21 protein-coding genes are annotated in these 25,023 nt (G+C 67.6%); 1 reads left to right on the top strand and 20 read right to left on the bottom strand.

Going from position 1 to position 25,023, the window contains the following annotated elements; translation table 11 throughout:
* The first annotated feature begins 116 nt into the window (after window positions 1-116).
* Complete coding sequence (locus E3N94_RS11710; RefSeq protein ID WP_104100822.1) at window positions 117-608, top strand: MarR family transcriptional regulator; 492 nt, start codon at window positions 117-119, stop codon at window positions 606-608.
* Window position 609: 1 nt separating this feature from the next.
* Here the strand turns inward: E3N94_RS11710 and E3N94_RS11705 are convergent, their stop codons facing one another.
* The 20 genes from E3N94_RS11705 to metG form a co-directional block, all read right to left on the bottom strand.
* Window positions 610-2,130: a CYTH and CHAD domain-containing protein gene (locus E3N94_RS11705; protein WP_134570289.1), complete on the bottom strand. Its 1,521-nt coding sequence runs from the start codon at window positions 2,128-2,130 to the stop codon at window positions 610-612.
* Between the two features lie 87 nt (window positions 2,131-2,217).
* A complete protein-coding gene (locus E3N94_RS11700) occupies window positions 2,218-2,991 on the bottom strand; it encodes a phosphate ABC transporter ATP-binding protein (protein WP_198416289.1) in 774 nt (257 codons plus the stop codon).
* Between the two features lie 233 nt (window positions 2,992-3,224).
* Window positions 3,225-4,097: a sortase gene (locus tag E3N94_RS11695; RefSeq protein ID WP_241973039.1), complete on the bottom strand. Its 873-nt coding sequence runs from the start codon at window positions 4,095-4,097 to the stop codon at window positions 3,225-3,227.
* Between the two features lie 56 nt (window positions 4,098-4,153).
* Complete coding sequence (locus E3N94_RS11690) at window positions 4,154-4,747, bottom strand: hypothetical protein (RefSeq protein ID WP_134570288.1); 594 nt, start codon at window positions 4,745-4,747, stop codon at window positions 4,154-4,156.
* Between the two features lie 210 nt (window positions 4,748-4,957).
* Window positions 4,958-5,836, bottom strand: coding sequence for an LPXTG cell wall anchor domain-containing protein (locus E3N94_RS11685; RefSeq protein WP_134570287.1), 879 nt, complete (start codon window positions 5,834-5,836; stop codon window positions 4,958-4,960).
* A gap of 29 nt (window positions 5,837-5,865) precedes the next feature.
* A complete protein-coding gene (locus tag E3N94_RS11680; RefSeq protein WP_134570286.1) occupies window positions 5,866-6,957 on the bottom strand; it encodes a hypothetical protein in 1,092 nt (363 codons plus the stop codon).
* 110 nt (window positions 6,958-7,067) lie between these two features.
* Window positions 7,068-9,734 (bottom strand): hypothetical protein, encoded by a 2,667-nt coding sequence (locus E3N94_RS11675; protein WP_134401719.1) that lies wholly within the window; start codon window positions 9,732-9,734, stop codon window positions 7,068-7,070.
* Window positions 9,731-11,410, bottom strand: a complete 1,680-nt coding sequence (gene pstS / locus E3N94_RS11670) for a phosphate ABC transporter substrate-binding protein PstS (RefSeq protein ID WP_166790107.1) — start codon at window positions 11,408-11,410, stop codon at window positions 9,731-9,733. The genes E3N94_RS11675 and pstS overlap by 4 nt, the downstream gene beginning before the upstream one ends.
* On the bottom strand, window positions 11,407-12,708 hold the full coding sequence (pstA, locus tag E3N94_RS11665; protein ID WP_134570285.1) for a phosphate ABC transporter permease PstA: 1,302 nt from the start codon (window positions 12,706-12,708) through the stop codon (window positions 11,407-11,409). Before pstA ends, pstS begins: the two co-directional genes overlap by 4 nt.
* Window positions 12,708-13,748 carry a phosphate ABC transporter permease subunit PstC gene (gene pstC / locus E3N94_RS11660; RefSeq protein ID WP_134415466.1) on the bottom strand — a complete coding sequence of 347 codons (1,041 nt, stop codon included), beginning with the start codon at window positions 13,746-13,748 and terminating at the stop codon, window positions 12,708-12,710. Before pstC ends, pstA begins: the two co-directional genes overlap by 1 nt.
* Window positions 13,749-14,050: 302 nt before the next feature.
* Window positions 14,051-14,869 carry a lytic murein transglycosylase gene (locus E3N94_RS11655; RefSeq protein WP_241987119.1) on the bottom strand — a complete coding sequence of 273 codons (819 nt, stop codon included), beginning with the start codon at window positions 14,867-14,869 and terminating at the stop codon, window positions 14,051-14,053.
* Window positions 14,866-15,336, bottom strand: a complete 471-nt coding sequence (locus tag E3N94_RS11650) for a hypothetical protein (protein ID WP_134343497.1) — start codon at window positions 15,334-15,336, stop codon at window positions 14,866-14,868. The genes E3N94_RS11655 and E3N94_RS11650 overlap by 4 nt, the downstream gene beginning before the upstream one ends.
* Before the next feature lie 261 nt (window positions 15,337-15,597).
* Window positions 15,598-16,257, bottom strand: coding sequence for an ABC transporter permease subunit (locus E3N94_RS11645; protein WP_104100811.1), 660 nt, complete (start codon window positions 16,255-16,257; stop codon window positions 15,598-15,600).
* A gap of 1 nt (window position 16,258) precedes the next feature.
* Window positions 16,259-17,320 (bottom strand): methionine ABC transporter ATP-binding protein, encoded by a 1,062-nt coding sequence (locus E3N94_RS11640; RefSeq protein WP_104100810.1) that lies wholly within the window; start codon window positions 17,318-17,320, stop codon window positions 16,259-16,261.
* 66 nt (window positions 17,321-17,386) lie between these two features.
* A complete protein-coding gene (locus E3N94_RS11635; protein ID WP_134343499.1) occupies window positions 17,387-18,256 on the bottom strand; it encodes a MetQ/NlpA family ABC transporter substrate-binding protein in 870 nt (289 codons plus the stop codon).
* Window positions 18,257-18,451: 195 nt separating this feature from the next.
* Window positions 18,452-20,257: an ABC-F family ATP-binding cassette domain-containing protein gene (locus E3N94_RS11630; protein WP_134374558.1), complete on the bottom strand. Its 1,806-nt coding sequence runs from the start codon at window positions 20,255-20,257 to the stop codon at window positions 18,452-18,454.
* 146 nt (window positions 20,258-20,403) lie between these two features.
* Entirely contained in the window at window positions 20,404-21,339 is a 936-nt protein-coding gene (locus E3N94_RS11625) for a 4-(cytidine 5'-diphospho)-2-C-methyl-D-erythritol kinase (RefSeq protein ID WP_104100807.1), read from the bottom strand.
* Between the two features lie 52 nt (window positions 21,340-21,391).
* On the bottom strand, window positions 21,392-22,192 hold the full coding sequence (gene rsmA, locus E3N94_RS11620) for a 16S rRNA (adenine(1518)-N(6)/adenine(1519)-N(6))-dimethyltransferase RsmA (RefSeq protein WP_233191393.1): 801 nt from the start codon (window positions 22,190-22,192) through the stop codon (window positions 21,392-21,394).
* A gap of 236 nt (window positions 22,193-22,428) precedes the next feature.
* Window positions 22,429-23,382 carry a TatD family hydrolase gene (locus E3N94_RS11615; RefSeq protein WP_233191385.1) on the bottom strand — a complete coding sequence of 318 codons (954 nt, stop codon included), beginning with the start codon at window positions 23,380-23,382 and terminating at the stop codon, window positions 22,429-22,431.
* On the bottom strand, window positions 23,375-24,937 hold the full coding sequence (gene metG, locus E3N94_RS11610; RefSeq protein WP_134570284.1) for a methionine--tRNA ligase: 1,563 nt from the start codon (window positions 24,935-24,937) through the stop codon (window positions 23,375-23,377). Before metG ends, E3N94_RS11615 begins: the two co-directional genes overlap by 8 nt.
* Window positions 24,938-25,023: the final 86 nt, after the last annotated feature.

The following is a 25,023-nucleotide window of genomic DNA, read 5'->3' as shown; positions in this document are numbered from 1 at the left end:
GACCGCGGGCCGACCAACGGTGACAAGTCTGCCAGATATCGCGCCGATAGCGCGCCCCGGCGCTCCTGGGACGCGCTCCTGCGCCGGTTGGCGTGCCCGAGCGGGATAATAGACGGATGCCCGCACATGACGAAGTCGACCGGATCGTTGACGCCTGGCTGCGCGAACGGCCCGACCTCGACTTCGCACCGCTTCAGGTGCTGTCGCGCGTGGCCCGTCTGTCCAAGCACCTGGACCGCGCCCGCCGCACCGCGTTCTCCCGCTCAGAGTTGGACTCCTGGGAGTTCGACGTGCTCTCGGCGCTGCGCCGCGCGGGGGCACCCTACGAGCTGAGCCCGAAGGCCCTGCTGCAGCAGACGCTGGTCTCCAGCGGCACGATGACCAACCGGATCGACCGGCTCGTCGAGCGCGGGCTGGTCACCCGGCGCACGGACCCCAATGACGGACGCGGCATTTTCGTGGGGATGAACCCGGCCGGGCTCACCCGGGTGGATGCCGCCATCACCCGGCTGGTCGACGCCGAGGCCGAATTGCTCGCCATGCTGTCGCCGAGCGAGCAGGCCGGTCTCGCGACCCTGCTGCGCAAGCTCAGCCTCGGCTTCGACTGAGTTATTTCGCGATCGAGGCCTTGGGAAAGTCCCGCCAGGTGCGGAAGAAACGCGCCTCCACGGCGGCGGCCCCGTTCTGTTCCACGGCGTGCAGCCGACCGTAGCTGAAGGCGTTCTCACCCTGCAGGTACGCGGCCATGCCGAGCCGGAGCAGCTTTCCCCGGGCGACGACGCTGTCCTGATGGTCGCCGAGGGTGTCCTGCACCTGCCGGGCCGCGGCCACGAGCCGCACCGCTCGGCTGCGCCGCAGCGGCGTGGCCGTCTCGGCCGCGTAGCGCAGCTGCTTGGCCCGTTTGCGCGCCTCGTGCAGCGCCTCGTCGCGCACAGCGCCCGACGGGGTGCCTTGCGCCAGGAAAACGGATGCGCGCAGCCGCTTCCAGTCCGCGCGGATCAGTTCGGGGATGACGATGCTCGCGGGCTTGTCCGCCGGAGGGAGCAGCGGCGGGGCGGCCAGCACGGCGTCGAGTGTGTCGAGCAGCCGGAAGTACCGCTCGGAGTCGAGGGCGGCGAGGGTCTGGCTGCAGGCACCCCGGATGACCGCCGCGAAATGTTCGTCGATGCGCTCCGTCAGCGGACCCACGACGAGTTCGGCCGGTTCCTGCCCGAGCCGGTGGGCGAGGCGCTGCCGGATCACCTCCGCGTCCCGGGCGGCGCCGAGCGAGCCGGCCAGCCAGCGCAGCTCGTTGCGGAGAGGCCCGGTGACCGCGGTGTCCAGACAGTCCCGGTAAGTGGACAGGACCGAGCGCAGGCGGCGGGTGGCCACGCGCATCCGGTGCACGCCGTCCACGTCGTTCTCTCGGACCCGGGCATCCTGGGTGCCGATCGCCCGCACCTGTTCGTGCACGTACTTCAGCAGCACGGCACCGGCGGAGCTCTTGCGGGTCGGCCGAGGTACTGGGACCGTGACGAAGGGCGGCAGAGCGTCGCCGAGGGCGCGGGCAAGTTTGGACGGGGTTCCGGATGGCTCCACGCCGACCGACGCGAGCCGCACCTGGGCGGCGTCGAGCAGGTCGCGGGAGCCGTGCACGAGCTCGACCTCCCATTCCCGCCAGGTCTGGCTGAGCGGCTCCGGCGCGAGCCGGTCGGCCTGCACCTCGTCGTCGCACACCTCGGCGAGCACCTGGTCGTCCTCGCCGACGAGTTCGTGCACCGTGCGTCGGGTGCGCAGCCGCACCACGGGCACCAGTGTGCGGCCGCGGAGCACCGCGCGCACGAGGTTGAGGATGGCCTCCGGGATGTGCTCCGGGTGCTCGCCCAGCGGCTCCCGAATCTCGCGACGCTCGTCAACGGCGACCGGGAGCTTGAGGTGCCAGCCGGCGTCGACTCCCCCGGTGCGGCGGCGCAGGGTCAGCCGCCGGCTGGCGAGGACAAAGTCGATGCTGTCGTAGTAGAGGGCATCGAGGTGGTGCTCGACGGGCGGCTCCACGTGGGTGACGCCCGGCAGGTCGTGCAGGGGCGGCAGCGTCGTCGCCGGGTTGACGTCGAAAGTGCGTTCGATCTCGGCATAGCCAGCGGAAGTCATGCTTCAGTGTAATTCGGCCAGGCGGCCCGGAGGGGAAAAGCTGACCCCCAGTTTCCGGCCGGTTCTCAGATCCCAGGCCGCCGATCGTTACCCGAACCGGCCGTTGACGTAGTCCGCGGTGCGCGGGTCGATCGGGTTGCCGAACATGGCGTCGGTGGGTCCGTGTTCCACGATCCCGCCGGGCGTGCCCTGAGCGGCGAGGAAGAAGGCGCAGTTCTGCGAGACGCGCTGCGCCTGCTGCATGTTGTGGGTCACGATCACGATGGTCACCTCCCGGGCGAGTTCGAGCATGGTCTCCTCGATCACCCGCGTCGACGTGGGGTCGAGGGCCGAGCACGGTTCGTCCATGAGCAGGATGCGCGGAGTCACCGCCAGGGATCGGGCGATGCACAGGCGTTGCTGCTGGCCGCCGGACAGCCCGCCGCCCGGCTCCCGAAGACGGTCCCGCACTTCCTTCCACAGGCCGGCCTTGGTCAGGCAGCTCTCCACGAGGTAGTCCTTCTCGTCGTTCGAGGCACGCTGGCCGGTGAGGGTGAGGCCTGCGATGACGTTGTCGTAGATCGACATCGCCGGGAAGGGGTTGGGCTTCTGGAAGACCATCCCGATGTGTTTGCGGGCGTCGACGAGCTTGCGTTCCGGGTCATAGATGTCTACGCCGTCGAGGAGCACCTCTCCGGCCAGGCTTGCGGAGGGAACGAACTCATGCATCCGGTTCAGGATGCGCAGGAACGTCGACTTGCCGCAGCCCGACGGCCCGATCAGCGAGGTGATGACGCCCGCGGGCATCACGAGGTTGACCCGGTCGAGAACCTGACGCTCGCCGAACCAGGCGGAAACGTTGCGGCCTTCGAGGGTGGCCAGTGGGGCGAGGTCCCCCACAGCCGCGTGGCCCGGGGCTTCCGGGGCTTCCGGGGACAGGTCCTGGCCGGCCGGGCGTTTGCGCCACGGCACGGACAGGCGACTCGTCAGGGTCGGCACGGCGGATCGAGCCGGCGGGCGCAGCCTGCTCTCTCGCTGCCGTGGCGCCTTCTGTAGCGGCAGCACCTGCGTCGCGTCAGCGTTGATCATTTCGTCGTTCATGGACTCCATCGTTTCTACAGCAGGTTCGGAAGCAGGCGCACCACCTGGTCGGCCACGAACAGGCCGCCCACGGTGACGACGGGGAGGAAAACCGTCCAGGTTTTGCGGAGGCCGACGCGTCGATAGGCCCACACGGCGGCAAGCTCGACCAGCAGCAGGAACTGCAAGGCGAACACAAGCGCCCACACCGTTCTGGTGTCAGTGGCGAGCTCCCGGTCGACGGCAGGCAGGGTCACGAATGTGGTCGCTCGGACGCCCGCCGGTTTCGTTTCCGAAACGAGCTCAGCATCCACCCGGGCGATCCCGCTCGGCACAAACGCGGGGCCGCGAGCCGTCACGAGGATCAGGCGGCTCTTCCCCGCGCCGAGGGGAGCCGGCATGGGGTCACCCGCGTACCGAACGCCGAGAACGGAGAATTCCTGACGGCCCTGCCCGGTGATGACGGTGAACTGCTGCCCCGGTCGTAACTCCTGCAGTCGGGCGAAAGGGCCGCCGTAGGCAGCGGCGCGGCCCATGATGACGCTGTAGCCGGCCTGGCCCGGCAACACGGTATCGCGGCGGTGGCCCGGTCCGGCACGCAGGGTACCGGAGTCGGTTCCTTCGACGACCACCTCGTGCACCCCGATCGAGGGAATGTCGATCAGCGCCACTGGGGCTCCGGCCTCGAGCAGAACCTGGTCCACGGTGCCCTCGCTGACCGGGGCCGTGCCCTGAGCGAGCTCTGCTCGCAGCGAGTTCGTCAGCTGCTGCTGCGAGACGAAGTGCTGCACTTGGCCGAAAATCGTGAGGTTGGCGAGAAAGCCGAAGATGAGCACGGCAACGATCGTGAGCGTGGTGCGGATGGCCTGCTCGCGTGCGCTCAGCACCACGAATGCGCGCGGGGGCACGGGCATGCGCCGCGGCGGCGTTGGCAGCTTCGGTCGCCGGAGCGTTGTGGCAACCGTCACGATGTGACCGGCCCGTAGCCGAGTGCGAGGTCGGGCAGTGGGCGTCGCGACCGGCGGAGCCGAAGCAACTGGCGCACCGCCAGGACGAGCGCTGCCAGGAGCACGAGCATCGCCGTGAGGAACCACGGCAGGATGAGCGTGAACGAGTCGCGGGTCAGCGACCAGAGAGCCGTGCCGGCGATGTCCACGGGCGGAGTCATCGTCACGTGGCCTCGGAAGAAGGTCCACTGGCCGACATCTTCAAAGGTTGCCCTCATGGTGCATGTCTCCCCCGGTGCGAGGTTGGCAACCTCGACCGTGTCGAGCGTCTGGACGGGCAGGTTGATCGCATTGTCGAGCCAGAACCGGAGGCTCGAGGTGATCGGGGCGGTGCTGACGTTCTTCATCGTGAACTCCAGGGTCAGGTCCCCGCCCTCCGGCCCGATCTGCGGAGCGGGTAGCACGGTGAGCCCGCTGACATAGAAGAAATCGTGGATGTTCGTCGGCTCCCCGCTCATACCGCTAGGCCCATTCGTGGCAGCCTCGGCGCTCGCGGGGGTCGCGGTGAGCCCGGCAAGCCCGCAAATCAAGGACATTGCGATGAGGGTCACGGCCGTCAGGCGGGGCGGGGCAGTGGATGTGAGCACAATCAAGTTAGTCCATTCCAGGTTTCGGCATGCTGGACGCAGAGCAAACGACGGGGAAACGCGATCTCGCCCGCGAGCACCAATGCATCGACTCAACAGACGCATAGACGCCGACGAACGCCCGAAGGCCACGGGACAACTCGTCCCGTGGCCTTCGGACGTACGGTGTGCTGCCTACTTGTCAGCGCGGCGGAAGCGACGCGCGATAATCACGCCGGCCCCGGCCGCGAGGGCGAGCATGCCCGAAGCCAGCAGCGGAAGGGTGTTGGCGGTTCCGGTCGACGCGAGCTCCTTGTCGGCCTTCGTCGCTGCGGCAACGCGCTCTGACGAGCCAGACGCCGGGTTGCCCGACGAGCCGGAGTTGAGGCCCGGCGTCACAGCAGGAACCGCAGCCGGCGTCGCGGTCGGCGTCGGCGTCACAGTCGGCGTCGGCGTCGCGGTCGGCGTCGGCGTCGAAGTCGCGGTCGGCGTCGGAGTCGGAGTCGGCGTCGGCGTCGGCGTCACCGGCACATCGGCCTGCGGCAGGAACGTGAAGGCGCCGGTGACCGGAACGACGCTGATCGTACGGTAGAAGGCGGCGGTCACTGTGACACCAGAGTTCATCGTGCACGCGAGGCCCAGGCTGTAGTTGCCGCCGGCGTTCCTGGCCGCAGTCTGGGAGTTATTGATGAGCGAGATCGGCGCGAGGGTCGGGTTGAGCACGTTGCGTGTCGCTCCGTTGAACGCGAGGGGCGCGTACGCCTTCCAGGTGAGGACGGTGTTTTCGGTCCCGGGGGTGGCCAGGAAGGCGAAGATATTCGTTGAGTTCGCCGGGCAGGTGAACTCGCCGTTGATGTCGCCCTGAGTGGAGGAGCCGAAGAGGTCCTCCTTCCAGCCCCAGACGTAGCCATCCGACTTCTGGACGGCATCCGTGTCGTACATGTAGACGGGAGCGGCAGAACCATTCGTCTGCGTTGCGGCTGTCGCGGCAGTCGCCGCGGCCGTGGCTCCGGCGACCAGAGCGAGCGAAACGACGCCGGCGGCGACGAGACGCGACTTCTTGTTGATCTTCATTTATTTACAGTCCTGTTCTTGGGCGGAGGTCACTTGGAGATTCGAACGGCGGTGGTGGTCGAGGGTGCGAGAATGCCGAATTTTTTCTTCAACGAACCGGCTTTGGCGGCAAAAGTCGTCTGGGAGTTCGTCAGGCTGGCGCTTTTTGTCGGATCGAGCAGGTCGGCCAGAGTCGAGTCATATGCGGCATTCGTCGGGTCAACTCGTGCGTACTGAACAACGAGGTACGTGTCGCGTCCCCAACGAGAGTCGGCGTAGTAGGCGGCCACCGGGGCCATCGAGGTGCCGGTGCCTGTCACGGGGGTGGTGCCTGCGACCAGGGAGCCCAGGACCGTGGTGTTCTTCTTCTTGGGGAAGCTCGCACCAGTGTTCATGGCGACCCAGCGGGACACCGACATAGGCGCGACAGTGTTGATACCCAGGTCAGAGGCGTCGTGCTCCTGACCCACGGTGACACACGAACCCAGGGTCGAATCCGTGACGCCGATTTTGGACATGAAGTCCTTGCGCGTTCCGGAACCGGCCTGCGGGATGACCGGTGTGACCTTCACTCCGCCGAGGGTGGTGACGCTGCAGGTGTAAAGACTCGTCATGGTCGCGGTGTCGATGGTACCGATGCCGGCTGCCGTCGAAGCGCTGTCATACGCGTAAGCGATCGCGTCGCGACCGAAAGGCACCTGAATCAGGCTACCTGCCGGGTCGACCGTGCCTGATCCGGACGAACGGGCGATGTCGATCTGCCCCGTGATGACGACGCCCGCGGGCGCGCCGACGGTTCCGGACGTGTACGGGGCGCCGTCAATGGAACGGAGAAGGGCCGTGCGCCCGTCGCTTGAGCCATTCGGGCGACCGAAACGCACACCGGAGGACTTCGTCGTGATGAACGGGGTGCCGGTCGCGTCGAACGAGCCGATGCTGTTTCCGTTGGCTGTCGAACGAACCGACGCGCCCGAAAGGCCCGAACCGTTGGCCAGGGCGCTGACGACGTCCTCGAGGGTGTCGGAGCCGACGATGGAGTAGCTGTTCGAGACGGGCTCGGCGTTAGCCGGGCTGACGATGACAAGGCCGGAGATGGCCACGCCGACAGTTGCGCAGAGCGCAAGAGCCTTCTTGGTGTTCACTGGGGTGCCTTTCGTGGGTGATGCAGGAGACGGATCCGGATGGGTCCCTCTTGTCTCAGCGCTACGGTCCGAAGCGGGGAACCCGCGCGAAGCGTCACGTTGGGCGCGCATCAGGATCGTCTCCGAACGCGCGAAATAAAGGGGACGCCGCAGGCGGCGAGCAGGCCGGAGAGCAGCCCGGCCGGCACCGCCGCGCGTACCGGTCCCATGACCGGGTCCGCGGGCGTCGGTCTCGCCACCAAGGGGTCGACGACGGTGCCCGTCGCGGCCGGGTCGACCGCGGCGTCGGCCACCACCGGCGCGGCTTGAGCCTGGAACTCTGCCGGACCGTAGGTTGACGGGGTCGGCACATAGGCCGGCCTGTCGACCGCAGGGGCAGTCTCGGGCATGGCCATTGCGACGACCGGGCTGCCGCCCTGTTCGATTGCGGTCGCGGCGGCGAGCGCCTGGTCCACCCAGCTCTTCGGGAGCGGGGTGTAGCCGCGCGGCAGCTGCCCGATCTCCGTCCCAGGTACCTGGCCTGCCACCACCGCGTACCGGATCAGGTTGGCGTAGATGGCCCTCTGGGCGGCATCCGTTTGCAGCGGATTCAACGCGGCATAGACCGGCATCGTCATTGGGTACGCTGTGGCGGCAGCCTTGGCGCTTGGGTTCGCCGGGTCGTATTCGAGCACCTTGGGGTTTGTGCCGGTCGGCACCATGGCGGCGGAGGCCGCGAGCATGGACTCCGGCGATGGCGCCACGAACGAGCCCGCTGAGTTCTGCAATGACGCCGTCACCGTTTGGTAGCGAGCGGCCGCGGCCGCGGTGGTGACGCCAAGCACGCGCTGGTTGCCCACCAGGCTGCGCACGCTCTTGCCGAACTTCGGCGGGACGCTGGTGGGGTTCCAGTCGCCGAGCTCCTGCCCGTCGCCGCGCAGGGTGAGATACGCGCCGCTCTCGAAGTCGCTGGTGTAGGGGCGCCAGGTGACCAGGTTCACCGCCGTTGTTCCGGTGCCGGCAGCGGCCGCGGGCCGCTCCAGTGGATCAGCCTTCGGAAAATTCGTGCGGGGAATCGTCATGGCCGTCCCGGACGGGTTGACAGCGGCATTGGTGGACGACCAGGGGTTGACTTTCATTCCCCACGTGTCGGGCGTTCCGTTCAGGAATTCGACGGCGGCGGGGTCGGAAAGGACGTAACGCCACAGTTGCTGGGCCTCGTCGGATCTCCCGGAGGGAAGGAGCATGTCTCCCAGGGACGGCCCGGTCAGGTCCTGGTACTTCCATTCATCGTCGTTGACCGCCAGAAAATCGGGGTCGACCGTGAGGTTGCGCGCGTTCGCGCCAGGGTTCGCGGAGTCGGTGTAGCCGAAGAACTTGAGGGAGTCCGACGTGGCCGGCGCCCCGGAAGGCAGTGAGTCGAGATACGAATTAGTGAGGAGCTTGGCGACCAGGCGAGGCGTGAGGTTCAGTGACGTGAACGCCTCGGTATTCCTGGCCTTGTATTCCTGGGGAACTGCGCCCGCCGGTTTCACCCGGCGGTCGATGGAGAACGAAACCGCGACGCCGCTGAGGGCGATCGGTGCGTATGCGACGGGATCGACCCTGTCGGTTTGCAGGGGACGTGAGGTGAGAGCCAGCGGGCTGGGTGTCGTAAGGCTCGCCGCGGCAAGCGCGTCCTCCTCGTTGCCGATGCTGAGCGCGAAAGAGGAACCCGTCGCACCGGTGCACACTTTGGGTTGCCATGACCCGATCGCCGCGGCGACCAGTTCGCTTCCGGAAAGCTGCTTCTCGGTCGAGCCGATAGCGCAGCGCTGGCCAATGGGCTTGAAATCCAGCTTGACGGCCACGCTGTGCTTCCAGGAGCCCCACAGCAAGCCGGACTTGGTGATGTAGGACTCCCCCGCGTCGCTTTTTCCGCGCGGGATGACCACGAGCCAGCAGGATTTTCCGGAGACAGAGCCGTCCGCGGCGGTCACGGGTGTGCCACAGCCCAGTCCCGGGGACTGCATCGCGGTCTGCACCTCGAATTTGACGGAGCCGTCGCCACTGTCGCTCGATCCGGCCCAGGGCACCTCATTCGTCGTGTACTGGGTGTAATACTCGTTGGTGGCCAGGTCAACGCCGGAGATGCCGTCGGGCAATGTGACCCCAGTGTCGGACGGCGAACCGGTGGCCTTCTGCACGAGGCCCGTCAGGGGATCCACGACATAATGCGTGAGAACGTTGGCCGAGTCGGCGAACACCGACGAGATCGAACCGCCCGTGGATGCGCGGTAGGGAATCGCGGTGAACGCCGGAATGGTGAACCCGTTGGCGGGAGATGTGTACTGCGCGTCCTGCGGGGCCACCTGGTCCTGGCTGACCGCGGTGTCGCGGGTGGACGCGGCCTTGCCGGGGAAGCCGCCGTACTGGCAGGTCGTGCGATCCGGGCGGCTGGAATCCGTCGGGTCGTCTCCCCAGCACTGCGCGATCTGGAGGAAGTCCTGACCTCCCGAGCTGCCATCGGGCCGCTCGGACTTCGTGCCTCCGCTCCAGTTGACGACGATCCCCTGGGAAACAAGGTCCTCGGTCTGGGACACGGTGACCTTGAGGTCGGGGAAGGGGGCGGTGGCGACGTCCGGGTCGTAGCCCCTCGACGCGACCGTGACCGCGGTCGACGTGTCAGCGGATGCTGCAGAGGGAACCAGGGAGCCGAGCGCGGCGACACCCACGCCGACCACCAAACCGACGACGATTCCGCTGGCGCCGGCGCGGGCCAAGAGCGCGTTCTTCGGGGCGAACGTGACGCGCTTCACTTGGTTCCTGCCTTCGCGACACGCGGTTTGAACCGGTTGGCGAGCACCGGCGGCAGCACGGCGGCGGCCAGCAGGAGAAGCCCGGCGACGAGCATGATCGATTGCTGGGCGCCCCACCCGCCTTCCGCCAACGTGAACGGTGCGGCGATGGCCGTGCCGACCACGCCGGTTGCCGTGGCGCCGACCGTGGACACAAGGGCGCCGTTCTCGTCGTACACGGGCGAGGCCACCGCGCCTGATGCCGCATCCGTTCCGCCTTGCGCCACCGCACCTGTTCCCCCGGACCCTGCCGGCGAAGCCGTTCCCCCGGCAGTTGTCGCGGCGGCTGAGCCGGCCGCGCCACCACCCGATCCGCTACCGGACACGGCCGTGTCTGCCAGCGCCCCGGCCGTGCCGGTGGTGCACTGGTTTGCCCCCATCTTGTCGCAGGCGGCCGGCTGGAGAGCCGTGGTGGCCAGCAGGTTGCTTGACGGGGAGTCACCTGGTTTGAATGTCGGGTTGTTGCATTTGTTGATGTCGACGCCGCTGGCATCGGCGCCTGGCACTCGCTTGATCTGGTCGAAGCCGGCCAGCACAAGGTTCATCGGCAGAGGCGAGTAGCCCAGGGCTTCGGCCTGCTGCTGCCCCTCGCAGAGCATGTAATGTGCGAAGGTACCGAGGGTCAGGCCCTTTTTGGCGGTGAAGACGCCGCCGACTTCGGTCGGCACGATCATGTAGGAGTAGCTCGCGAGTGGGTAGGTGCGGGGGTCCGCGTTGTTGTACACGCCGTCCAGGATCTGGGTGAGGTAGGTAGGCCCGGGTGTGGTGTTGATGGATGCCTTCAGCAGTGCGACGGCCACGGAATTGGCCGTGGGTTCCGTGTAGTAACCCGCGGCGTTGAGCACCTTGGCGACGGGGAAACCGGAGTTCTTGGCGTAGGAGTACTCCACGTAGGTGATCGCACCCTCGCCGTAGTCCTGGCTCACGTAGCCGGCGACGCCTGAGGATCCGCTTTGCGCCTTGGCGTTGCCGTAGGTGGGGAACTGCGAGGTGAGGCCGCAGGGGGCCGACCGGCCGACCTTCGTGCAGAAGGAATTCCAGAGGGCCGGGTGCTGCTTGGACATCCAGAGTGTGAATTGCGCCGTGGAGCCGGAGCCGTCCGAGCGAACGACGGGCACGATACCCTTGTCGGGCATGGCCAGCCCGGGGTTGTCGGTCGCGATGGCAGGGTCGTTCCACTTCGTGATGGCGCCGGTGAAGATCTTGGTGATGACCTCTCCGCTGAGCCGAAGGTTTGTGACTCGCTTGCCGCCGATTTTCAGGTTGTACATGAAGGACGTGCCACCAGCCACGATGGGCATGTAGGCGTAACCGCGGGCAGGCACCTCGGGGGCCGAACCGTCCTCCGGGGCGGTCTGGAACGGGATCTCGCTGACGGCGAAGTCCACGTTGCCCGCGACGAAGTCACGGCGCCCGGCCGATGAGCCGACTCCGGAGTAGTTCACCGTCATCGCGTAGTTATTGGCAACATTCTTGCGCCACTGGTCCAGGGCGTTCTGCGACCAGGTCGAGCCGGTACCGGTGATTTGGTCGTAACTCACTGCCTGGGCAGCTGGCGCCGTGAAAACGCTCAGCAGCACAACGACGAGCGCGAATAAGGCTCGGACTGTGCGAATCTGTCGGGTTTGCGGCGTCACGAGGACGTCTCCTTCGTGGTGAGGTCGGTAGGTGAACTGGTCGGCCGGAGCATTGAATTGGTTCCGGTGATCCCCGGACCGAGGTCACCCCGTACGCTCATCCGTTGCAGGTCCCGCTCCGATGCGGCGTCGACGCGCAGTTGCCGCCGACGGGACAACTGGCCGGGACCGGTGCCGCCAATGAGTCGAGCAATGGCGAAGAGGGTGAGCACCAGGAGGATCAGGACGGCGGCCGTGCCGAAACCTCGGGCGATCATGGTGGGCTCAGGAGACTTGACGAAGTCGAAGACCTGCAGCGGGAGGGAGATCATCGGGCCGGCGAAGGGGTTCAGGTTGGTCACCGCGGTGACACCCGAGGTGAGCAACACTGGGCTGGTCTCGCCGATGCCGCGGGCTGTGCCCAGGATCACGGCCGTTGCCAGTCCGGGCCGGGCGGTCGGCAGCACGACATACCAGATGGTGGCCCAGCGGGTGGAACCGAGGGCATAGGCGGCCTCCCGCAGGTTTCCGGCGACCAGGCGAAGCACGATATCCGAGGCCCGGATGACGATCGGGAGCATCATGACGGTGATCGCCATGGCCGCGGCGAAGCCCGACCGCTGGTGCGTGATCAGCACGATGATCGCCGAGTAGACGAACAGGCCGGCCACGATGGACGGCAGCGCGGTCATCGCATCCGAAATGGTGCGCACGAACCTCGCGAATCGGCCACCGACCTCGTTCAGGAACAGGGCGGTCGTGATGCCGAGCGGAATCGTGACCGCCAGCGCCATCGAAATCTGCATGAGCGTGCCCAGGATCGCGTGCACGATACCGCCCAGGTCGAGGCCGTCGAGGGGTCCGGCCAATTCCATGCTCTGGGTGAAGAAGTTCAGATGAGGCAGGGCTTCCCGCCCGCGTATCAGAGTGAACGCCACGACGAAGACCAGGGCGCCGAAGAGCACCACACCGGCGCTTGATAGCAGCACCGCCATCACGCGGTCCTTGACCTCCTGCGCGTCGCTCGTGAAGCTTACGAGCAGGGCGTAGAAGCCAAGGAACGCCAGATACGCCACGAGCGCCCAGCCCACGCCGCCGGAAAGCGGAGTGATCCAGCCGAAGAGGAGCACCGCGACGGCGATTCCGGCTGCGGCGGCACCGAGAACGTTGAACCGGTCGTCGAGCCGGGCGCCGCGCACCCGGCGTCGCGGTCCGATCGGGGTGCCGTCGTAGGCCGGGATCGTCGTGGTGTGGGTGTCGTTCGTCGTGCAGGTGCTGGTCGCGGCGTGCCTGATGTTGGGTGCGTGCGTGATCGTCATCAGTCGCTCTCCGCCCCGGATCGAGACCGTGCCACGATCGACGAGGCCGTGAAGTTGATCACGAGGGTGATCAGGAACAGTACGAGTCCGGCTGCCATCAGCGCGGAGAGGCCGAATGAGCTGGATTCGCCGTAGCGGAGGGCGATGAGCGCGGAGACGGAGTTGGTGCCGGTCTTCAGCACCTCCCAGTTGATCGTGAAGATCGGCGAAATGATCATGTAGACGGCGATGGTCTCACCGAGAGCACGGCCGAGGCCGAGCATGGTGCCGCCGATGATGCCGCCACGACCGAAGGGCAGCACGACCGCACGGATCATGCCCCAGCGCGTCGACCCGAGCGCGAAGGCGGCCTCGCGCTCGCCGATCGGCGCCTGGGAGAAGGCCTCGCGCATGACCGACGTCTGGGTCGGGACCACCATGAGGCCGACGACAATGCCGGCGATGAACGCCGAGGAGGTGAACGCGCTGGCCTCGGTGAGCGCTTGCCCACTGGCGTCCGCCACCCGGAACAGCGGGATCCAGCCGAAGTAGCTGGAGATCCAGGTGGCGACCGGGATCACGTTGGTCTGCAGGAAGAAGACGCCCCAGAGGCCGAAGACCACGCTCGGCACGGCGGCCATCAGGTCGACGAGCGTGACGAGCGTGGAGCGCATCCGGCCCTGGGCGACCTCGGAGATGAGCAGGGCCGTGCCGAGGGCGAGCGGCACGGCGACGCACATCGCGATCACCGCGATCGTGATGGTGCCGAACAAGACGGATGCGATGCCGAATTTCTGCGACTCCGGCGACCAGTCCTGCTCGACCAGAAAGCTGAACCCGGCGACGCCGAGGGCCTCCGAGGCACGCAACGCCAGGAACACGCCCACGGCGAGCATGATCGCCACGGTGATGCAGCCGGCGAAGAAGGCCACCGAACGGAACACCGAGTCCGAGACCGAGGGACGCGCTGTCAGTAAGCGGCGCGGGGACGAGTCCGGGTTCGCCGGGTCGACCGTTGGCGGCTCGATCGCAGGCGCGTCGAAGAGGGTCGAAAACGACATGGGTGTCCTTGCACATTCGGGTGTGGGGAGCGGAACGAACGCGGAGGTAGCACGTCCGAGACACATGTTTGGGGCGCTTGGTTAACACTGAGCGTCGATTTGTCCAGCTAGAGGTGGACGCGTAGTGGAGAGTTGAGCGCGCGGGATTGCACCCGGTGCAGGACCGGGGGCCCCGAAGAGGGCGCCCGCACGTGGGCGCGCATCACGGCGGCAGCCGAGTCACGGGAGAACGGCGGCCGCGCGGTGAGCGCGAAGTGGCGTGCGCCACCGAGCGGTTTAGCTCGCTACGTTTATATACGGCGTCACCGCGCGCCCGCCACCGCGGCGTAGGTATTCGCGGTCGCGGCAACGGTGTTCACATAGGATTCGACGTGGTTGTACGCGAACACGGCGGCGCGCCAGCGATCGGGCCGGGACAGCTCGCCGTAGTGGCAGAGGTAGCGGCCGGCGGCGAGGGCGGCATCGTCGATTTGTTGCGGGTCGTCGACGCCGTCCCCGTTGCCGTCGGCGCCCCATCGCTGCCAGGTTGCCGGAATGAATTGCAGGGGCCCGACCGCGCGGTCCCATTCGGTGCTGCCGTCCCAGACTCCGCGATCGGTGTCGCTCATCGCGGCGAAAGCGCTGCCATCGAGTGCGGGGCCGAAGATGCCCGGGCGGGCGGCGCCATCCGCTCCGAGTGCCGAACCGTCGTGGCTGCCGTGACCGGATTCGACGTTGCCGAGGGCGGCCAGGGTACTCCAACCGAGGTGGCAGCCCGGTTGTTCGGCCGCCAGGGCCAGGGACGCCCCTGCACAGCCGAGCAGGGCGCGCACTGGGATGCCGGCCGCTTGGGCGACGCGGGTGGCCCAGGCAGGGTCGGCGAGCGCCGCATTGCCATCAATCGGAGGCGTAACCGTCGGCAGGGCAAGCGTGGCGGGCGCTGGTTCGGCCGCGGGCAGCGATCGGGCAACCTCTGGCGGCACGGTGGTGATGACCGCCGACGCGGCCGGTGCGAGACTCGCCCGCACGCCCTCGGGTGCCTGGAAACCGGGTACCAGCCAGCCGAAGACCAGCCAGCCGACCACGGAGAGGCCGGCAACCGTGGCGATCATGGGGGTTCCGCGGTGCTTGCGCACGGTCACCAGGACAGGGCCCGTTCCTCGTCGGAGAGTACCCGGTTGCCGCGCTGCCCGGCCTCCGTGGCATGACGGGCGTCCGCACCGACGAGCGCGCTGTGGAAAGCCTCAATGGTTCCAGCCGAGGCCTCGCGGCTGGTCGACGCCGCGCCATACCAGCGCCCTGCAGTCATCACGACTACATCACCGACGCTGATCACCCACCCGTGTGTGCCGGCCTTGGGACCCGTGACAACCGTGGCGACCATCGAATCGCACTGGCCCTTGAGTTCGAGGACGTGGGCTCGCGCGCTGGAGAACGTTGCGTAGACGGAGGAGCTACGGCCGAGCTCGCGCCGGTTCGAGGCGAGCAGTCGCCAGATACCGGAGTGCCGCGGCGCTCCCGTGAGCAAGGGACCGGCGCGGTGCCCGTCACGCACGGCGACCGCCCTAACGGGAGTGCCGACATTCTGCACGCTCTCACGGAAAGCCACCCATCCATGCAATCGGGGGTCGGCGGCGGATTCAAACGCCGAGAAGACGATGCTCGGGCTCGGCGACAAGATGACTCCCTGGGCAAGGATGATGCAGCGAAGGGGCCACTGTGACGTGTAAGCGGCTCGAATAGGCCGACCCCGCGTGTACTGTCCAGCCCACGAATGTCCGGTCCGGGAGCATCACCTGAACCGGAGGTGAACGAGGGATGTCCGGCGCTGAAAGAACGCGCGAAAGATGTCCCGCACTCGGGGGTCGTCTTACCGGCGGAATGCCTTCCGGGCCAGCCAGTTTCCGAGGAACTGCACCAGCTGCACAAGCACAATGATCAGCAGCACGGCCGCCCAGGTCACCACGGGATTGAACTGGCGGTAACCGTAGAGCAGCGCGAAGTTTCCGAGGCCGCCGCCGCCGACGTAGCCGGCTACCGCCGACATGTCCACGAGCGCCACGAAGATGAAGGTGTAGCCGAGGATGAGCGGGCCGAGCGCCTCGGGCAGCAGCACCGTGAAGATGATCCGGATCGGCCCGGCCCCCACGCTGCGGGCCGCCTCGATCACACCGGGCGTCACCGTGAGGAGGTTCTGCTCCACGATGCGCCCCATGGCGAAGGATGCCGCGAGCGAGATCGTGAAGATAATCGCCGCGTTGCCGATGCCGGTTCCCACCACGGTCCGGGCCAGCGGCTGGGCGGCGGCCAGGAAGATGATGAACGGGATCGGCCGCACGATGTTCACCAACAGGTTCAACACCACGAAGACCCCACGGTTCTCGAGGATGCTGCCGGCGCGGGTCAGATACAGGCCGAGGCCCACGAGCAGGCCGCCGATCCCGCCGAAGAAGAGCGTGAGGCCGACGATGTAGAGGGTCTCCCCCGCGGCGATCCAGAGTTCGGGCAACAGGTCGATCAGGCTGTCCATCTCAGCGCACCTCGGTCACGGTCGTGAGGGTTCGCACCCGGTCGAGCGCGGCGTCGATGGCGGCATCGGCCGCGGCATCCGTCGCCCCCGGCGTGGCCAGTGCCAGCGTCAGGTGTCCGAACGACCGGCCCTGGATCTCGTTGATGCCGCCGTAGACGACCTCGAAGGTGACGCCGGCGGAGACGAACTCGCCGAACACGCGGGCCTGATCGACGCTGCTGTCGCGGAACGCCAGCGTGACGAGGCGGCCCGGGTGACGCCGCCGCAGCACGGCGAGTTCCGACGAAGAAGGGAGACCCTTGACGACAGTCGAGACGAACCGGGCGGAGGCCGCCTGCTGCGGGTTCGAGAACACGTCGAACACGTCGCCGCGCTCGATCACCCGGCCCTGGTCCATCACGGCGACCTTCGTCGCCAGGGTCTGGATGACATCCATCTCGTGCGTGATCACGATAATGGTGACCCCGAATTCCTTATTCACCCGCCCGAGCAGGTCCAGAACCTCGGAGGTGGTCTCCGGGTCGAGGGCGCTGGTGGCCTCGTCGGCGAGCAGGATGCCCGGCTGGCTGGCTAAGGCCCGTGCGATGCCCACGCGCTGCTTCTGACCGCCGGAGAGCTGGTCGGGATAGGCGCCCGCCTTGTCGCCGAGCCCGACGAAGTCGAGCATCTCGGCGACCCGGGCCCGGCGCGTCTCCTTCGATTGTCCGGCCACCTCGAGCGGGTAGGCGACGTTCGCCGCGACGGAGCGTGACCCCAGAAGGTTGAACTGCTGGAAGATCATCCCGATGCCCAGCCGCACCGGGCGCAGCTCCCGCTCGGGCAGGCGGGCGATGTCGGTGCCGTTGATCAGGATCTCGCCCGACGTCGACCGTTCGAGAGCGTTCACAAGCCGCACCAGGGTGCTCTTGCCTGCCCCCGAATAACCGATGATGCCGTAGACGTCCCCGGCGTCGATCGTGAGGCTGACCTTGTCGATGGCGACGACCTCGGCCCCGCCCCGTGTCGTGGGCAGGTACACCTTGCTCACGTCACGCAGTTCGACAACGGGGGTGGGGGCAGGCATGGGACGTCCTTACTGACTGGCGTGGCGCCGGACTGTGCGGCTGTGCTGGGCTGAGGTCGGGCGGCGCTACCTCTGGGCTATGGTGTCCTTCTCGACCGTGGCGAGGGAGGCCTCGAGGTCGGCGACCGGGGTCTTGACCATCACCGCGGAACCGGCGGACACGTCGATCACGCCATCCTGAACGGCCTTCGTGGTCTGGTAGATTTCGACCAGCTTCTGGTAGGTGGCGTTGTCCTTGTCCTTTGCGCGGGCCGCGAAAACGTTCACGTACGGGAGCGCGTTGGGGTCGGCGGGGTCATCCTGGGCGAGGGCATCCTCAACCTTCAAACCGGCCTTCTCGACGAAGTCGTTGTTGATGATCGCGGCGGCGACGTCGGGAAGCGACGTGGCGGTGAGCGAGGCCTCGAGCGCAGTCACGGTGACCTTGGACTTTTTCTTATCGATATCGTCGAGGGTCGAGTAGATGCTGCCACCGTCGGAGAGCGTAATCAGCTTCGCCGACTGCAGTACGAGCAACGCGCGAGCCAGGTTGCTGGCATCGTTCGGCACAGCGACGGTGTCGCCCTTCTTGATTTTGCTGACGTCGTCATACTGGGTCGAGTACAGGGCGAGCGGGTAGATCGCGGTGGCGCCGACCGGCGCGAGGTCTTCTTTGCTCGCCACGTTGTACTCGGCGAGGTAGACGATGTGCTGGAACTGGTTCAGGTCGAGCTCGCCGGCAGACAGGGCCGGGTTCGGCTGCCCGAACTCGGTGAAGTCGACGATGTCGACGGTGATGCCGGCATCCGCCGCGGCTTCCTCGTAGACGGCCCAGTATGGGTCGCTGGCGCCGACGACGCCGATCTTCACGGTCTCGTCGGCGGCCGCACCGGAGCAACCGGCGAGCAGGGCGACGAGCGGTACGACCGCGAGAGCGGCGAGCAGTTTCTTGTTCACGATGGGGTTCCCCTTGTTGGCTTCGGTGCCGTCTGGACGGCGGTGGGTGCCGGCGCGATTTCGGGCACAGAGGGACCACGGGACAAAGAGGGGTGGGAGTCTGTGCCGCTGCGTCGCGAGGCACGTTCCAAGGCTAACGGGAGATGCTGCGCCGCGTGCGCGCCAACGTCACACGCGGTCACAGCATCTGCGACTTCAGCCCTCGATCAACTCAGAGAGTTCGATCCAGCGGGTTTCGAAGCCGGCGATGGCGGACTCGAGCGTCTGCAATTCGGTGCTGAGCACGCCGAGGCCGTCGAAGTCGGACTGGTCGTGCACGGCGAGGCTCTCGTGCAGGGCCGCGATCCGCGCGTTCTGCTTGGCGACCTTGCGATCGATGGAGGCGAGTTCCTTCTGCGCGTTGCGGAGGTCGGCGCCACCGATGGCGAGCTTGCGCGACGCCTTCCCGCCGGAGGTGTTCGCCGCGTTCGCCTCGGCGGGCTTGTCAATGCCGCTCGTCTGCTTCTTGCGCATCTCGAGGTACTGGTCCACACCGCCGGGAAGGTGGCGGAAGCCGCCCTCGGTGACCGCGTACTGGTTGTCGGTGACGCGCTCGATCAGGTACCGGTCGTGCGAGACCACGAGGAGGGTGCCGGGAAAGGAGTCGAGCAGGTCTTCCATGGCCGCGAGCATGTCGGTGTCCAGGTCGTTGGTGGGCTCGTCGAGGATCAGCACATTGGGCTCGTCGAGCACGATCAGCAGCAGCTGCAGGCGGCGCTTCTGGCCACCGGAGAGATCCTTGACCTGGGTGGTCAGCTGGGCGCTCATGAAACCCATGCGCTCGAGCATCTGGCCGGGCGTGATTTCCTTGCCGCCGGCCATGTACGACGTCTTCTGACGGCCGATGACCTCGCTGACGCGGTCGTTCTGGATGTCGTCGAGTTCGAACAGCTGCTGGGTGAGCACGGCGACCTTGATGGTCTTGCCGCGCTTGACGGTGCCCGTGGTGGGCAGAAGTGTGCCGGCCACCAGGTTCAGGAGCGTGCTTTTGCCGGCGCCGTTGACGCCCATGATGCCGGTGCGCTCGCCCGGTGCGATGCGCCAGGTGATGTCGTTCAGCACGGTCTTCTCGCCGAACTTCACGCCGATGTCGATCAGGTCGACGACATCCTTGCCCAGGCGCTGCATGGCCATCGACTGCATCGACACGGTGTCGCGGGGCGGCGGCTCGTTCTCGATCAGCTCGTTCGCGGCGTCGATGCGGAACTTGGGCTTCGCGGTGCGGGCGGGGGCTCCGCGCCGAAGCCAGGCCAGTTCCTTCTTCATCAGGTTCTGGCGCTTGGATTCGGAGGCCGCGCTCATCCGGTCGCGTTCGACGCGCTGCAGGATGTAGGCGGCGTAGCCACCCTCGAACGGTTCGATCAGGCGGTCGTGCACCTCCCAGGTCATGTTGCAGACCTCGTCGAGGAACCACCGGTCGTGGGTGACGACCACCAGGCCGCCGGAGTTCGTGGCCCAGCGGGTCTTCAGGTGACCGGCGAGCCAGGAGATGCCCTCCACGTCGAGGTGGTTGGTGGGCTCGTCGAGGAAGATGACGTCGTGGTCACCGATCAGCACAGAGGCCAGAGCCACCCGGCGACGCTGGCCACCGGAGAGGTCGTCGACAAGGGCGTCCCAGGGGATGTCCCGCACGAGTCCCGCAATCACGTCGCGCACCTTGGCGTCGCCCGCCCAGACGTGCTCGTCGATGCCGCCGACGATGGTGTGGCCCACGGTCTGGCCCGAAGCGAGGTCGTCGGACTGGTCGAGCATGCCGATGGTGACGCCGCGCCGGCGCGTGACGCGGCCCGCGTCGGGTTCCATCCGGCCGGCGAGCAGGCGCATCAGGGTGGACTTGCCGTCGCCGTTGCGGCCGACGACGCCGATCCGGTCGCCTTCGTTGAGACCGGCGGTGACGCTGTCAAAAATAACGCGGGTGGGAAATTCAAGGTGCAGGGACTCGGCCCCGAGCAAATGTGCCATAGCTTTCGAGTTTAGCTGGCGCGGCTGAGAGGCCCGCGCGCCCCGGTTTCGCACCCGGTGGCCTGACTGTTGCCGAATCGGACATCTGTTGCCGGCACACCGGCAACAGATGTCCGACCGGGCCACAGTTGCGGCAAAACGGGGGGCTAGTCGTGGATGATCCGGGCCCCGTGCACCGGCCCGGTGGCGCGCACCACGCGCAGCCGGGACGCGCTCAGCGCGACCTGCAGTTCGAGGGCGCTGTCGGCATCAGCGACCAGGAAGGCCACGGTCGGGCCGGAGCCGGAGAGCAGGCCGGCCAGGGCGCCGTTCGCCTCGCCCAACTCGAGCACCTTGCCCAGGCCGGGGGCTAGGTGCAGCGCGGGGGCCTGCAGGTCGTTGTGCAGCGCCTCGGCCAGCATCCGCGGGTCGCCGGCCCGAAGCGCCTGCAGCACGTTGGTGTCGACGGAGGGCTGGATCTGGGCTGGGAAGATGTCCTGGGCGTGGCGTTCGCGGTGGCGGTCGAGCTCGTTGTAGACGCCGGGGGTCGAGAGGCCGAAGTCGGCGAGGGCGAGCACCCAGTGGAACTGCCCCTTGGCCAGGGCTGGGCTGAGCTGGTCGCCGCGCCCGGTGCCGATGGCGGTGCCGCCGGTGAAGGCGAACGGGACGTCAGCGCCGAGGGTCGCGGCGATCTCGATGAGGTCGTCGCGGGTGGCGTCGGTTCCCCACAGGGTGTCGCAAGCGAGGAGGGTGGCCGCGGCATCCGCCGACCCACCACCCATGCCGCCGGCGATGGGCACGTTCTTCTCGATCGAGAGGCGCACTCCCCCGCGATAGCCGGCCTTGCGGGCCAGGGCGCGCGCGGCCTTGATGGCGAGGTTGCTGCCGTCGACGGCGAGACCCGAGGCATCTATGGTGCCGGTGAACACGACCGAGAAGTCGTCGGCCGGCCAAGCGCGCACGTCTTCGAACAGTGACACGGCCTGGTAGGCGGTGGCCACCTCGTGGTACCCGTCTTCGAGGACCGCACCGACCTTGAGGCAAACGTTGATCTTGCCGGGCGCCCGCGCATGCACCACGGGGGAAGGGGCCGGGTTGGTCATGTGACTAACCTAGCCCAGCCGCACACTCGCGACTGCCCCGCGGCGGCACGCGTCAGTGTGCGGCGAGCTGGGCGCGGGCGATCGCCAGGAAGTCCTCGACCGTGAGCTGCTCGCCGCGCTCGGTAGGGTCGATTCCGGCGTGCGTCATGATCTCGGTGGCACTCGATGGGTCACCGAGAACGGAGGACAACGACTGGCGCAGCATTTTGCGGCGCTGCTGGAACGCGGCATCGACGAGGGCGAAGGTGGCGCGGCGCAATTCCTCGGATTCGAGCGGCCGGGCGCGTCGTTCGAAGGCGATCAGGATCGAATCGACGCCGGGAACCGGCCAGAACACCTGGCGGCTGACCTTGCCGGCGGTGCGGAATGCCCCGTACCAGGCGGCCTTGACGCTCGGGCTGCCGTAGACCTTGCTACCGGATGGCGCCGCGAGGCGCTCTCCCACTTCGGCCTGCACCATGACCACTCCGGCCCGGATGGAGGCAAAGTGCTCCAGCAGGTAGAGCAGCACCGGCACCGACACGTTATACGGCAGGTTCGCCACGAGGCGGCTCGGGTCGCCGGGCAGTTCCATGATCTTGAGCGCGTCGTTGCGGATGACGGTGAGCGGCGCTCCGGGATGCATCAGCTCGACCGTCAGCGGCAGCTGCTCGGCGAGCCGGTCATCGATCTCCACGGCCACGACGGTCGCGCCGGTCTCGAGCAGCCCCAGCGTGAGGGATCCCAGCCCGGGGCCCACCTCCAGCACAGTGTCGCCGGGTGAGACGGTTGCGACCCTGACGATGCGGCGCACGGTGTTGCCGTCGATGACGAAGTTCTGGCCGAGCTTCTTGGTGGGGTTGACGCCCAGCATCTCGGCCAGGTCGCGGATCTCGGCGGGGCCGAGGAGGGACCGTGCGCCGGGAGCGGCGGCTGGAGCAGCAGCGGGTGCTGCAGCGGGATCCGCGGGCTCGGCATCCGTTTCGAGAGCGGATGCCGGCTCCGGCACGGCGGCCGGCGCGGCATGCCGGCCGCCGGTGACTTCGTCGCTGACGGGTCGGGTGCCGGCCTCGGGTTCGTCTCCGGGAGCGTAGCCGTGGCGGGGCGGGGTCATGCGAGGCCTCCGACCCAGCTCGTGTCGGGCTCTGGCTCGGTGACCGTCACCGGTTCGGCGTCCCACCGCCCGTAGACGAGTTCGGTGTTGGACGAAATCTGGGTGGCGAGAATGGTGGCCTCCGTTTCTAGGTGGTCGGCCATGACGCGCAGGGTGTGCGGCAGCAGGTACGGCGCGTTCGGGCGGCCGCGGAAGGGTGCGGGGGTGAGGAACGGGGCATCCGTCTCGACCAGCAGCAGCCGGCGCGGCACCGCGGCCAGGGCCTCCCGCAGATTCTGGGCGTTCTTGAAGGTCACGGTTCCCGCGAACGAGAGGTACCAGCCGTTGTCGGCGAGGATGCGGGCCATCTCGACGTCGCCGGAGAAGCAGTGGAAGACGGTGCGATCGGGCGCGCCGACCCGCAGCAGGGTCTCGATCACCGCGGCGTGGGCGTCGCGGTCGTGGATCTGCAGCGCGAGGCCGTTCTGCTTGGCGATGTCGATGTGCGCCTCGAAGGAGCGGAGCTGGCTGGCGTGTCCTTCGGGGCCGGTGCGGAAAAAGTCCAGTCCGGTCTCCCCGATGGCGACCACGCGCGGGCGCGTCGCCAGCTCGGCGATCTCAGCCAGGGCGTCGTCGAGGGTGCCGGCGGCCTCGTAGACCGGGGCCTCGTTGGGGTGGATGGCGACGGCCGCGAGCATGCGCGGCTCCCGGGCGGCCATCGCGGCCGACCAGCGCGAGGTCTCCAGGTCGCCGCCGACCTGGATGACGCCGCGCACGCCGACGCTGGACGCGCGGTCGAGCTGCTCGGCCACGCTGAGCGACTGCTCACCGTCGGCGATCTCCAAGTGGGTGTGGTTGTCGTAGACCGGCACGACGAGCGGGTCGGGCAGCGGCGGGTAGCTCAGGTCCCGGCCGGCACCTTTTTCGCGCTGGCGCACGGGGCCGGCTTCGGGCCCGGGCTCGTCAGCCAACCGTGGCCTCGATGCGCGGGAAAAGCGCCTCGAGCGGGGAGACCCGCGGGCCGCCAGTCCACTCCCAGGCCCGGTCGATGCGCTGGTCGGTGACCAGGCCGATGCCGCCGAGGGCGGTCCAGAGCTTCGCCGTGGCCTGCGGTACGACCGGCGAGAGCAGCACGGCGAGCGTGCCCAGTCCGCGCACGGCGGTGACCAGCACGGCTTCGAGTCGGTCCCGGTCGGCCGGGTCCTTCGCGAGCGACCACGGCTCCTGGGCGGTGATGTAGCCGTTGAGCTCGTCGACCAGTTCCCACATCGCGGCGATGGCGTCGTGGATGGCGAGGTGTCCGATGGCCAGTGTGGCGGCATCCGTCACCCGCTTCTCGGTGCCGCGAATGAGCTCGTCGGCCTCGCTGAAGTCGCCGGCGACGGGGATCTCGCCGTCGCAATAGCGCACGACCATGGCGATCACGCGGGAGGCGAGGTTGCCGAAGCCGTTGGCCAGCTCGGACTGGTACCGGGCGGACAGGTCTTCCCAGGAGAAGGAGCCGTCCTGGCCGAAGCTGATCGCGCGCATGAAGTAATAGCGGAAGGCGTCGGAGCCGAACGTATCCGTGATCTGGTTTGGGGCGATGCCGGTGAGCTTGGACTTGCTCATCTTCTCGCCGCCCACGAGCAACCAGCCGTGCCCGAAGACCTGCCGAGGCACCTCGATGCCCGCGGCGAGGAGCATTGCAGGCCAGATGACGGCGTGGAAACGCAAAATATCTTTGCCCACGACGTGCGTCGCCGGCCAGAGGCGGCTGAACTTCTCGTCGTCGTGGCCGTAGCCGGCGGCGGTGATGTAGTTGAGCAGGGCGTCGAACCAGACGTAGACGACGTGGCTGTCGTCCCAGGGCACCTTGATGCCCCAGTCGAAACTGGAGCGGGAGATCGACAGGTCGCTGAGGCCCTGCTTGACAAAGGATATTACCTCGTTGCGCGCCGACGCGGGCTGTACGAAGTTCGGGTTCTCCTCGTACAGGGCGAGGAGATGGTCGGCGAACGTGCTCATCCGAAAGAAGTAGTTCTTCTCGTGCAACAGCTCGCAGGGGATGGAGTGGATGGCGCAGACCTGCTGCCCGGCGTACTCGCCGACCCCATCGATGAGGTCGCTCGGCTGCTTGTACTCCTCGCAGCCGACGCAGTAGAAGCCCTCGTACTCGCCGGTGTAGATGTGGCCGGAGTCGTAGAGGTGCTGCAGGAACTTCTGCGCGTTCACTTCGTGGCGCACATCGGTGGTGCGGATGAAGTCGTCGTTTCGGATGTCGACCGTCTTCAGCAGCGGCTTCCAGGCGGTTTCGACCAGACGGTCGGCCCACTCCTTCGGCGTGACGCCGTTGGCGGTCGCGGTGCGCAGGATCTTCTGCCCGTGCTCGTCCGTTCCGGTGAGCAGCCAGGCATCCTCGCCGGACTGCCGGTGCCAGCGTGCGAGCACGTCGGCAGCCACCTCGGTATAGGCGTGCCCGATGTGGGGGACATCATTCACGTAGAAAATGGGCGTGGTGATGTAAAAAGATGAGCCGTCGGACATGCTCTCATCCTATTAGGAGCAGCGGATGACGCTGGCCGTGTTACCTTGTGCCGCGTTCGTCGTGGTGCGTGGGCCGAAGTCGGGCG

The sequence above is a fragment of the Cryobacterium sp. Sr3 genome, assembly GCF_004402835.1.
Taxonomy (GTDB): Bacteria; Actinomycetota; Actinomycetes; order Actinomycetales; family Microbacteriaceae; genus Cryobacterium; species Cryobacterium sandaracinum.
This window is presented reverse-complemented; position numbering and strand designations above follow the sequence as displayed.

Coding starts and splice junctions, on each gene's coding strand:
- pstA (WP_134570285.1), bottom strand. CDS start 12,708: ATGACGATCACGCACGCACCCAACATCAGGCACGCCGCGACCAGCACC.
- E3N94_RS11705 (WP_134570289.1), bottom strand. CDS start 2,130: ATGACTTCCGCTGGCTATGCCGAGATCGAACGCACTTTCGACGTCAAC.
- E3N94_RS11630 (WP_134374558.1), bottom strand. CDS start 20,257: ATGGCACATTTGCTCGGGGCCGAGTCCCTGCACCTTGAATTTCCCACC.
- E3N94_RS11710 (WP_104100822.1), top strand. CDS start 117: ATGCCCGCACATGACGAAGTCGACCGGATCGTTGACGCCTGGCTGCGC.
- E3N94_RS11625 (WP_104100807.1), bottom strand. CDS start 21,339: ATGACCAACCCGGCCCCTTCCCCCGTGGTGCATGCGCGGGCGCCCGGC.
- E3N94_RS11685 (WP_134570287.1), bottom strand. CDS start 5,836: ATGAAGATCAACAAGAAGTCGCGTCTCGTCGCCGCCGGCGTCGTTTCG.
- metG (WP_134570284.1), bottom strand. CDS start 24,937: ATGTCCGACGGCTCATCTTTTTACATCACCACGCCCATTTTCTACGTG.
- E3N94_RS11640 (WP_104100810.1), bottom strand. CDS start 17,320: ATGCCTGCCCCCACCCCCGTTGTCGAACTGCGTGACGTGAGCAAGGTG.
- E3N94_RS11645 (WP_104100811.1), bottom strand. CDS start 16,257: ATGGACAGCCTGATCGACCTGTTGCCCGAACTCTGGATCGCCGCGGGG.
- rsmA (WP_233191393.1), bottom strand. CDS start 22,192: ATGCTGGGCGTCAACCCCACCAAGAAGCTCGGCCAGAACTTCGTCATC.
- pstC (WP_134415466.1), bottom strand. CDS start 13,748: ATGTCGTTTTCGACCCTCTTCGACGCGCCTGCGATCGAGCCGCCAACG.